The 10650-nt window shown below is 43.8% G+C and carries 7 protein-coding genes; 4 read left to right on the forward strand and 3 right to left on the reverse strand.

What is annotated here, in order from left to right:
- Positions 1-22: 22 nt before the first annotated feature.
- The gene (gene yceD, locus PL85_RS04660; protein WP_010319120.1) at positions 23-547 is read right to left on the reverse strand and encodes a 23S rRNA accumulation protein YceD; all 525 of its coding nucleotides are present in this window, start codon (positions 545-547) and stop codon (positions 23-25) included.
- A gap of 145 nt (positions 548-692) precedes the next feature.
- Between yceD and PL85_RS04665 the strand changes: the two genes are divergently transcribed.
- Positions 693-1277 (forward strand): Maf family protein, encoded by a 585-nt coding sequence (locus PL85_RS04665; RefSeq protein WP_047687844.1) that lies wholly within the window; start codon positions 693-695, stop codon positions 1275-1277.
- A gap of 106 nt (positions 1278-1383) precedes the next feature.
- Here the strand turns inward: PL85_RS04665 and rluC are convergent, their stop codons facing one another.
- Positions 1384-2331 (reverse strand): 23S rRNA pseudouridine(955/2504/2580) synthase RluC, encoded by a 948-nt coding sequence (rluC, locus tag PL85_RS04670; RefSeq protein WP_088729014.1) that lies wholly within the window; start codon positions 2329-2331, stop codon positions 1384-1386.
- A 615-nt stretch (positions 2332-2946) separates the two neighbouring features.
- Between rluC and rne the strand changes: the two genes are divergently transcribed.
- Positions 2947-6033 (forward strand): ribonuclease E, encoded by a 3087-nt coding sequence (gene rne / locus PL85_RS04675; RefSeq protein ID WP_081245248.1) that lies wholly within the window; start codon positions 2947-2949, stop codon positions 6031-6033.
- A gap of 122 nt (positions 6034-6155) precedes the next feature.
- Positions 6156-7031, forward strand: coding sequence for a DMT family transporter (locus PL85_RS04680; protein WP_069211943.1), 876 nt, complete (start codon positions 6156-6158; stop codon positions 7029-7031).
- A 123-nt stretch (positions 7032-7154) separates the two neighbouring features.
- On the opposite strand, the gene adhE is transcribed toward PL85_RS04680, so the two are convergent.
- Entirely contained in the window at positions 7155-9827 is a 2673-nt protein-coding gene (gene adhE, locus PL85_RS04685; protein WP_013856398.1) for a bifunctional acetaldehyde-CoA/alcohol dehydrogenase, read from the reverse strand.
- 629 nt (positions 9828-10456) lie between these two features.
- On the opposite strand from adhE, the gene PL85_RS04690 reads away from it, so the two are divergent.
- A partial coding sequence (locus PL85_RS04690; protein ID WP_327795943.1) for a MarC family protein occupies positions 10457-10650 on the forward strand: 194 nt, incomplete at its 3' end.

Below are 10650 nucleotides of genomic sequence, written 5' to 3' on the forward strand. Positions count from 1 at the left end.
CTTTGTCTTAACCTATAACGAATTATCGTTTTAAGTTTTTTAAAACATCAAATGGATTCGGCTTTTCTTCCGCTAGTTCTTCTGGAAGTTCACCAAATACTAAATTGTCTGAATTAACGCTACATTCCGCTCTATCGTGCATTGCTACTTGTGGCAAATTAATGATGAACTCGTCTTCAACTAATTGTACAAGGTCGATCTCACCGTACTCATTCGGATCTACCAAATCGTACTCTTCCGGTGCGTCTTCATCCGTTTTACTCCCCAAGTAAGGAGTATACTTGAATTGGACTTCGCACTCATGTGCGAAAACTTTGTTACAGCGTTGACACTCTAAATCGACAGAGATGTTAGCTTTACCAGAGATAACAACTAGTCGCTGTTCATCAAGCCCAAATGACAATGAGACTTGTGCGTCGCGTTTAACGCCTGCGACTGATTCTTCTAAACGCTTAAAAAGACTGAGTTGGATGATACCATCACAATCAAGTCGTTTTTGAGCTGCTTTAGCCGGATCAATCGATCGCGGTATTTTTACCTTTTGCATAGGCGCGAATATTATCTTCCAAATCGGTTTTAGTCAAAGAAAAAGGCAAAAAAGTTCGTTTTTTCCCCTTTCCACTGAGAGAATTATGTACAGCATGTCTGATTGATATATGCTGCGGTAAAATTCGCAGCAATTCTAAATCAAAATGCAAAATTACCAACTAGTTTTAGCATCTACTTCGCCGTTTCGGCAGCAATTACTTAAAAAGCTGGATTTACCTTTTGTTACCTGCTCGCCTAATTGCGACGAAACTCCGTTACCTGGTGAGCCCGCACAAGATCTGGTGACTCGTTTAGCGGAAACGAAAGCAAGATCTTGCCATCCAAACCAACCCAGTTTAGTCATCGGTTCTGATCAAGTTTGCGTGATTGACGGTGAGATTATTGGCAAACCTCATACTCAAGAACAAGCCATTAAGCAGTTACTCAGACAAAGTGGAAAAGCCATCACTTTTTATACTGGGCTTGCGGTTTACAACTCCGTCTCCCGCCAATGCACGGTCACCGTAGAACCCTTCACGGTTCATTTTCGCTCTTTATCTACCGAGATGGTGACGGCTTACGTGGCAAAAGAACAACCACTACAGTGCGCAGGCAGCTTTATGTGTGAGGGCCTAGGCATTGCACTTTTTGAACGTTTAGAAGGTGATGACCCTAATAGTTTGGTTGGGTTACCATTAATTAAGCTAGTCTCAATGCTTGAGTCTCAAGGCATTACCGTTTTAGGATAATGATTAACAGTGAGCGCCTTGATCTGCGCTCACTTTTATACCATGACTTCGACCATTACTTTATGTTTCTACTATGTTGCTACTCGTTAACGAATGAAAGCTGGCCTTAAGCGTTTCTCAATTTGACTAATGCTTGCTCTAGTTGAGTATCGAGTGGTGCATTAATGTCCATTAACGCCTCTGTCGAAGGGTGAATAAAACGAATATTGGCCGCGTGTAAGAATAATCGGTCAATGCCAAACTGTGCGGTATATGCGTCAAAACGGCGGTCACCATAACGATCATCCCACGCAATCGGGTGCCCTGTATACTGAGTATGAACGCGGATCTGATGAGTACGGCCAGTGATCGGACTGGCTTGCACCAAAGTTGCTTGTGCAAACTGTTCAAGGATCTTAAAGCGCGTTTCCGATGCTTTACCGTTTGGATTGACTCGCACAATGCTGTTCACTTCATTTTTCAATAGTGGCGCATTCACGACTTTACAGCCGCTTTTCCATTGCCCCATAACTAAAGCAAAGTAATATTTTTGAATCGTTTTTTCTCTAAACTGGGCTTGGAGATGGCGCAGTGCGGAGCGCTTTTTAGCCACTAATAAAATGCCCGAGGTATCGCGATCGATACGGTGCACCAATTCCAAAAAGCGAGCTTCTGGGCGCAATGCCCGCAGCGCTTCAATTGCGCCAAATTTCAAACCACTCCCACCATGAACAGCCGTACCGGAAGGTTTATTCAGAATAAGTAAGTGCTCATCCTCAAAAATAATGCAGTGTTCTAGCTCGGCGACTTTACTCAATTTGGTATTGGGTGTGTTGCTCTCTTGATCCGACTGTTCGAGAGTCACTGGTGGTATTCTCACCACATCACCAGCCGATAACTTATATTCTGCTTTGATGCGTTTTTTATTTACACGAACCTCTCCTTTGCGCAGGATTCGGTAAACCATACTTTTGGGAACGTTTTTTAATTGGTTACGCAAAAAATTGTCAATGCGTTGACCAGCCATATCTTCATCGATATCGATGAGCTGGACTTGGGTTCTAATTTCACTCATGGGCGCCATTGTACCACTGTAAATTGTTTAAATTCACATTTTCTTCGCCACAAAAAAGAATATTTTCATCTGCTGTTTAATGGCAAATTGGCGAGAATTACACCAATTGAAATGTGACTGTGGATAAAATTAAATATTACCCATTACAATTCTTACTTTAACAGCTAAAACTCTTTGATAAACATTAAATTAGCCATCTAACTTTTAGACCTATTCTCATTTTTTTGACCTGTTCATAACAAAGCAGATTGCTGTGTTTACCTGTCACTGCTATAGTTCACAGCTGCAATGAATGATTCGGTGATTTTTTATTCTTTACCGTCCATTTTTGAGCAAAATAGTGAGTAGACTGCTAAGCGTCAATGTGCTGCACATGGCGTAAGACACTATTGAGCGAAGCTATCTTGTTGCTCTACTCATCGTCATTTCATGTTGAGTATTTTCCGCCAATACGCGGATCGCAGGCAATCGTGTGCGTGCGATAACTGAAGTGCCCTAGAGCATCCCCTCCAGCCGGGAGGCTGCACCTTTTAGTCATGGGATCTGGCACCGTGAAAACGAAACCCAGCAACAAGTCCAATAATCAAAACTAAAGAAAGATAACGAGATTTTTAAATGAAAAGAATGCTAATTAACGCAACTCAAAAAGAAGAGTTGCGTGTCGCGCTGGTTGATGGCCAACGACTTTTTGATCTAGACATCGAAAGTCCAGGGCATGAATCTAAAAAGGCGAACATCTATAAAGGACGTATCACCCGTGTTGAACCGAGTTTAGAAGCTGCATTTGTTGATTACGGCGCTGAACGTCACGGTTTCCTTCCTCTCAAAGAAATTGCCCGCGAATATTTCCCTGATGGCTACACTTACCAAGGCCGTCCAAACATCAAAGAAGCGCTTAAAGAAGGCCAAGAAGTTATTGTCCAAGTTGAAAAGGAAGAGCGAGGCAGCAAAGGCGCTGCGTTGACCACTTTCATTTCTCTTGCTGGTAGCTACCTAGTTCTTATGCCAAACAATCCTCGTGCCGGTGGTATTTCACGCCGTATCGAAGGCGATGAGCGTACCGAATTAAAAACCGCATTGAGCAGTTTAGAGCTTCCTCAAGGCATGGGCCTTATCGTTCGCACTGCAGGTGTGGGCAAAAGTGCGGAAGAGCTAGAGTGGGACTTAAACGTTTTGCTCAATCACTGGAGCGCAATCAAACAGGCTTCCGATTTGCGTCCTGCACCGCTACTTATTCACCAAGAGAGCAACGTCATTGTACGCGCAATTCGTGATTATCTGCGTCGTGACATTGGTGAAATTCTAATTGATAGCAACACAATTTATGAACGTGCCCTTGAGCACATTCGTTTGGTGCGTCCTGATTTCGTGAGTCGTGTAAAAAAATACGACGGTGAAGTACCCCTATTTAGCCATTACCAAATTGAAAGCCAAATCGAATCGGCTTTCCAGCGTGAAGTGCGTTTGCCTTCTGGTGGCTCTATTGTTATCGACCCAACCGAAGCATTGACCTCAATTGATATCAACTCTGCTCGTGCAACAAAAGGCGGCGATATTGAAGAGACGGCGCTTAACACCAACTTAGAAGCAGCCGATGAAATTGCTCGCCAATTACGTCTGCGCGATTTGGGCGGATTAGTGGTTATCGATTTCATCGATATGACTCCTGTTCGTCACCAACGTGAAGTAGAAAACCGTTTACGCGATGCCGTACGCCTAGATCGTGCTCGCGTACAAATTGGCCGAATTTCACGTTTTGGCTTGTTAGAAATGTCGCGTCAGCGCTTGAGCCCATCACTTGCCGAAGCAAGTCACCATATCTGCCCACGCTGCTCTGGTACCGGAGTGGTTCGTGATAATGAATCTCTTGCGCTCTCTGTTTTACGTCTCATTGAAGAAGAAGCACTAAAAGATAATACCGCTCAAGTTATGGCGGTGGTTCCCGTTCCTATTGCATCTTATCTACTCAATGAAAAACGTCGCTCAATCAATCATATTGAACGCATTCAAGAAGTCGAGATCACCATTGTCCCTAACTCTGAAATGGAAACGCCTCATTTTGAAGTGATCCGTGTCCGTGAAGGGGAAGAGCAAGAAATACTCTCTTACTTAGTGCCAATGAAACTAGAAGCACTGAAAGAAGCAGAAGGTAAAGAAAGCTCAGATATCGATTTCAAACCAAAACGCATTGAAGAACCAGCGTTGAAAGGGTTTGCTGCTCCAGCACAAACTATTCCAGCTCCAACACCTAAAGCAGAAGTAGCGGTTCCAGTCAAAGAGATCGCTGTTGAACCAGGCAAACCAGGTCTATTTGGCCGCATCGTTAAAGCTCTTGGTAGCATCTTCTCAACCACCACGGAAGAGGTGAAAACTGAGGAAGAGCAACAAAAACAAGAAAACGAACGTAGCCAAGCACCACGCCAGCGTCGTGATCGAAATGACCAACGTCGTCGTAACGGACGCGGTGAAAATGTTAATCGCGACAACGCAAACCGTGACAGAAACAAACGTAAACCTGTCAATACCTCTGCTCTTGTTGAAGAAACACAAGACAAAGAAATTGTTGCTACCAACGAGCCTCGTAAGACACAAGCTCGCAAGCCAAAACAAGAGCGCCGCAACAAGCGTGATGACAGCAAATCTGAAAAGTTAGCGGAGCAAGGGCTACAACTTGCGGCTGAAGCGCAAGCCGTTACCTTGACAGCGAATGAAGATAAAACGGAAGAGAAAACGGCAAAAGTCAAAGAACGCCGTCAACGCCGTAAGTTAAACAAACAAGTTCGTGTAAAAGATCAGACAATCGCTCAAGAACAACCAGAAGCTGAAATGTTGATCAATACAACTCCGGCAGCAGAGGTTATTGAAGCCGTAAAAGCTGAAACAGTACAATCTGTTGAGACATCGGTCGTTACACCAAACGACGACAATGAGAATGACGATCAAAATCAACGTCGCAATCGCCGCTCCCCTCGTCATTTACGAGCCAGTGGTCAACGTCGACGCCGTGGTCGTGATCGTCGCCCTAACCCATTCCGTTTACGCAAAGGTGGGGTTGCCTCTCCTGAGATGGCAATGGGTAAAGTGATGCCTCGCTATGACCTCTCTAAACCTGTGTATCAAGCACCAGTAACAGAGCAAGTCGCAGCGGTTGAACCTGTTCAACAAGTGGCAGATGTCGTAGATAACAATACTGAGATAACGTTAGGTGGTTTTGCTTTCCCTGAAATGGCAATGGGTAAGGTCATTATTCGCCACGAAGAGAACCAGAGCGTCGTTGAAGAACCTGTTACAGTCTCTTTACAGGACGCTATTGAACCTCAAGTACCATCGACAGTGGTAACAGAATCGGTTTCAGTCACAGAATCGGTCACTGTAGAAGCCGTTATTTCAGAGCCAGTGATCGCAGAAGTTGTTATTGAAAAGACTACCGCTATTGAGCTCGTTGTCGAAGAAAAAGCCACGACAGAGAAAGTACCAGCATTGAAGGTTGAAGCAGTAACTAAGGCACCTGAAGCCGTATTACCCAAAACAATCAAAGCGCATGCATTCTCTCCGATGACCAAAGCCTCAGGCTCTTTGTTGCTCAAAGAGATTGAAATCGTATCAGCACCTTTCCATGCTGAACGAATTGCAACTCGTGCAGCAGGCAGCCAGTCAGCGCAAAGTCAAGCTGGTGCGGCAATGACTAAACCACAGTATTAATCTCTGAACCGAGTTTAAATACCATTAAAGGGCTGCATTCGCAGCCCTTTTTATATTCCGCTTGCTCAATATCTCTGCATCTCATAGCATTGCCTCTTTCTTGTCACTCAAAATGGACTTCCATGACTTGGATCTTATTCACCCTTCTGGCCGCATTCATGCAATCTTGGCGCAATGCATTCCAAAGTCGCTTAGCAACTGAGGTCAGTACTACTGGTGTTACCCTTGCCCGCTTTCTTTGGGCTGGCCCTATCGCGGCTCTCTATCTCATCACTTTGTATCATTTCATACCCGCGAAATTACCTACATTGTCATTGACCTTTATCGCTTTCATTATCGGCGCGTCATTGATGCAAATCGTCGCGACTGCGCTCATGGTTAAGCTGTTTAAATTAAATAACTATGCTGTAGGTGCTGGGCTAGCCAAAAGCGAAGCCTTAGTTGCCGCTATTTTAGGAATGATTTTTTTTGGGACTCATTTGACAGGCTTGGGCTGGATTGGCGTCATCGTTGGTGGCATTGGTGTATTTTTGATGAGCACGCACGGCAATATTAAGCAGCTTTCAATGCCAACTGTTTTACTGGGATTAAGTTGTGGTAGTGCCTTTGCGCTCACTTCATTGTGGGTACGTGAAGCCAGTTTAGCGCTTGGCTTACCCTTTCCACACAGTTCTGCTTGGGTATTATTGTTGGTCATTTCACTGCAGACTTTATTACTGCTAATTTACCTAATGGTGACCGACAACAACTCATTAAAACAGTTATGGGTAAGACCTAAGCTAACGCTATTAACCAGCACAAGTAGCTGTCTTGGTTCTATTGGTTGGTTCAGTGCAATGTCTCTTCAAACCGTGCCTTATGTAAAAACTTTAGGCCAAATTGAGATCTTTTTTACGATGTTAATTTCTATTTTTTGGCTAAAACAATCGGTGAAAATTAAAGATGGGCTGGGGCTTGTTCTAGTCGCAATTGCCGCTATCTTAGTCATGTGGGGATAGATACCCATCCACGCTTTGATGATGAAGTTACTCGATACAAAAAAAGCCTCACCAGACGGTGAGGCTTTATCTTTTCCCGATAGAGATTGTTTCGTGCTAGCGAAAATCTCTCAATAACTCAGCTTACTTTTTCTTTGCTGGTTTTTGGTCATCTTTCTTCTTGATAACGGTAGTGCCTTCGAAAGTTTCACCTTCAACAAACGCTGTACCATAGTAAGCCGCAAGAAGTACTTCTTTTAGCTCAGAAATCAGTGGGTAGCGTGGGTTTGCACCAGTACATTGGTCATCAAACGCTTCAACTGATAGCACGTCAACTTTTGCGAGGAAATCCGCTTCATTCACGCCAGCCGCTTGGATAGATAGCGGGATGTCGAGATCTTTCTTCAGCTCTTCCAACCAAGTCAGTAGACGTTCAATCTTCTGAGCAGTACGGTCGCCCGCTTGGCTCAAGCCTAAGTGGTCAGCCACTTCAGCGTAACGACGGCGTGCTTGTGGACGGTCGTATTGAGAGAACGCAGTTTGTTTGGTTGGGTTATCATTCGCGTTATAGCGCACAACGTTAGAGATAAGCAATGCGTTAGCAAGGCCGTGCGGGATGTGGAACTCAGCACCGATCTTGTGCGCCATAGAGTGACATACACCTAAGAACGCGTTAGCAAAAGCAATACCTGCGATAGTCGCTGCATTGTGCACTTTTTCACGAGCAATTGGGTCTGCTGCGCCATTTTTGTAGCTTGATGGTAGGTACTCTTTCAGCATCTTAAGTGCTTGTAGGGCTTGACCATCAGAGTATTCGTTCGCAAGAACAGATACATAGGCTTCAAGAGCGTGAGTCACAGCATCGTAACCACCAAATGCCGTTAGAGACTTAGGCATATTCATCACAAGGTTCGCATCAACGATAGCCATGTTAGGTGTTAGCTCATAATCCGCTAGTGGGTATTTAGCACCTGTTTTGTCGTCTGTTACAACGGCAAATGGTGTGACTTCTGAACCTGTACCTGAAGTAGTCGTGATACAAACCAATTCTGCTTTTTGACCCATTTTAGGGAACTTGTAGATACGTTTACGGATATCCATAAAGCGCATTGCAAGCTCTTCAAAGTGAGTTTCTGGGTGCTCATACATAACCCACATGATCTTCGCCGCATCCATTGGTGAACCACCACCAAGTGCTAGAATCACGTCTGGTTGGAAACTCTTCATTGCTTCAGCGCCTTTCTCTACGACAGATAGAGTTGGATCAGCTTCTACATCAAAGAATGTTTGAACTTCCATACCGTTTGACTTCAGCAGAGTCACTACGTCGTCTGCATAACCGTTGTTGAATAGGAAACGGTCAGTAACTAGGAATGCGCGTTTTTTGCCTTCAAGATCGCTCATAGCGATTGGAAGGCTACCACGACGGAAGTAAATTGACTTAGGTAGTTTATGCCACAACATGTTTTCAGCTCGCTTCGCAACAGTTTTCTTGTTGATTAGGTGCTTAGGACCTACGTTCTCAGAAATCGAGTTACCACCCCAAGAACCACAACCTAGCGTTAGAGATGGTGCAACGTTAAAGTTGTAAAGGTCACCGATACCACCATGAGTGGTTGGGATGTTTACAAGAATACGCGCCGTCTTCATTTTGTCACCAAAGTAACGGATACGGTCTGCATTAACGTCTTGGTTAGTGTATAGACCAGAAGTGTGGCCGATACCGCCGATTTCTACCATTCTTACGGCTTGTTCTACCGCGTTCTCGAAAGAAGTCGCGCGGAACATGCCAAGTGTTGGAGAAAGTTTTTCATGTGCAAATTCATCGTCATAAGAAACTTCGCCAATACCTTCACCGACAAGGATTTTAGTATCTGCTGGAACTTTAACGCCCGCCATTTCAGCGATGGCTGTTGCTGGTTGGCCTACGATTTTCGCGTTTAGTGCGCCATCGATAAGCAGTACCTTACGTACTTTGTCTGCGTCTGCTTTACTTAAAACATGCGCTTTATGGCTCGCGAAACGTTCTTTTACTTCGTCATACACTTCGTCCATAACGATAACCGCTTGCTCAGAAGCACATACCACACCGTTATCGAATGTTTTAGACATAAGAACAGAAGCAACTGCACGTTTGATGTCTGCCGTTTCGTCGATTACAACTGGAACGTTACCTGCACCTACACCGATTGCTGGTTTACCTGACGAGTAAGCCGCTTTCACCATGCCAGGACCACCTGTTGCAAGGATAAGTGCAATACCTTCGTGCTTCATTAGCGCGTTAGATAGCTCAACTGAAGGTTGATCAATCCAGCCGATGATATCTTTTGGCGCGCCAGCTGCAACTGCGGCATCTAACACGAGTTTAGCTGCATCGTTAGTTGAATTTTTCGCACGTGGGTGTGGCGAGAAGATGATACCGTTACGAGTCTTCAAAGAGATGAGAGATTTGAAGATTGCAGTAGAAGTAGGGTTAGTGGTTGGAACGATACCGCAGATGATGCCTACAGGCTCAGCGATAGTCATCGTGCCTAGGTTTTTATCTTCTTCAAGAATGCCACACGTTTTTTCGTCTTTGTATTTGTTGTAGATGAACTCAGACGCAAAGTGGTTCTTGATTACTTTATCCTCAACAATACCCATGCCTGATTCCGCTACCGCTTGTTGCGCTAGAGGGATACGAGCTTGGTTAGCTGCTAATGATGCTGCGCGGAAAATTTTATCTACTTGCTCTTGAGAGTAAGTAGAGAATTCTGCTTGAGCCGCTTTAACGCGCGCTACTAGAGCATCAAGTTCAGCTAAATTAGTTACAGGCATAATGGATCTCCTAAAAATAGAAAAATGTTAAAAACTCTTTATTAAGTTTGCAGCTTTGTGTTTTTGTTTTTTCTCAACAGCTTAAACAATGACAGACTTAGTAAATTGCTTTCAGGACTGAGTATAATATTTCAGAGTGTGAAAAAAATTGACTCAGATCAGTTCTCAAAAACTAATTACCCAATTAGGGGTAACCACCCTACAAAATCGCCCACAAGATACTGAAAACAAACAAAAAACATATAGATAATTAAATGAATAAAAAACATTTACTTAAACAACGAAAACTATAAAAACTACAACAATCTGTAAAAAAGTTTCATTTTTGAGCGATAGATGAATGAACACACCTCATTTTACGTGCTACTGAGAGTATATCGACTCTCACTTTTACCACCAGCTAGGAGCACTAATTTTATTAAAAATGTGCAGATGTTAACAGTTGAGCAAAAAACAACACCACTCACATACATTAGAAAAACAATTGTAAAACGTTTTCTTCATTGAATTAGTTTTTCTCAGCAATAAAACCCTAATCGCTTTAGTTTTTTTCATTCGTGCTATCCTTTGCTTTCGCTTACATTAGCCACGTAATATTTCATCGAAATGATCCATTAGAGATAAATGCCATGCAAACCTTTGAGTTAGCCATTTTCCTGCAGTTTTTCTTAGGCCTTGTAGCCGCTGTGAACCCCGTGGGGATTATGCCAATATTTGTCTCTCTCACTGGGCATATGACGCAAGAAGAGAAACACAAAACGGCGGCTACAGCGAATATTGCTGTGGCAATAATTTTGATTACCGCACTGCTTGCTGGGCAGAT

Origin of the sequence: Vibrio anguillarum (assembly GCF_001989995.2) — a bacterium.
Classification (GTDB): domain Bacteria; phylum Pseudomonadota; class Gammaproteobacteria; order Enterobacterales; family Vibrionaceae; genus Vibrio; species Vibrio anguillarum.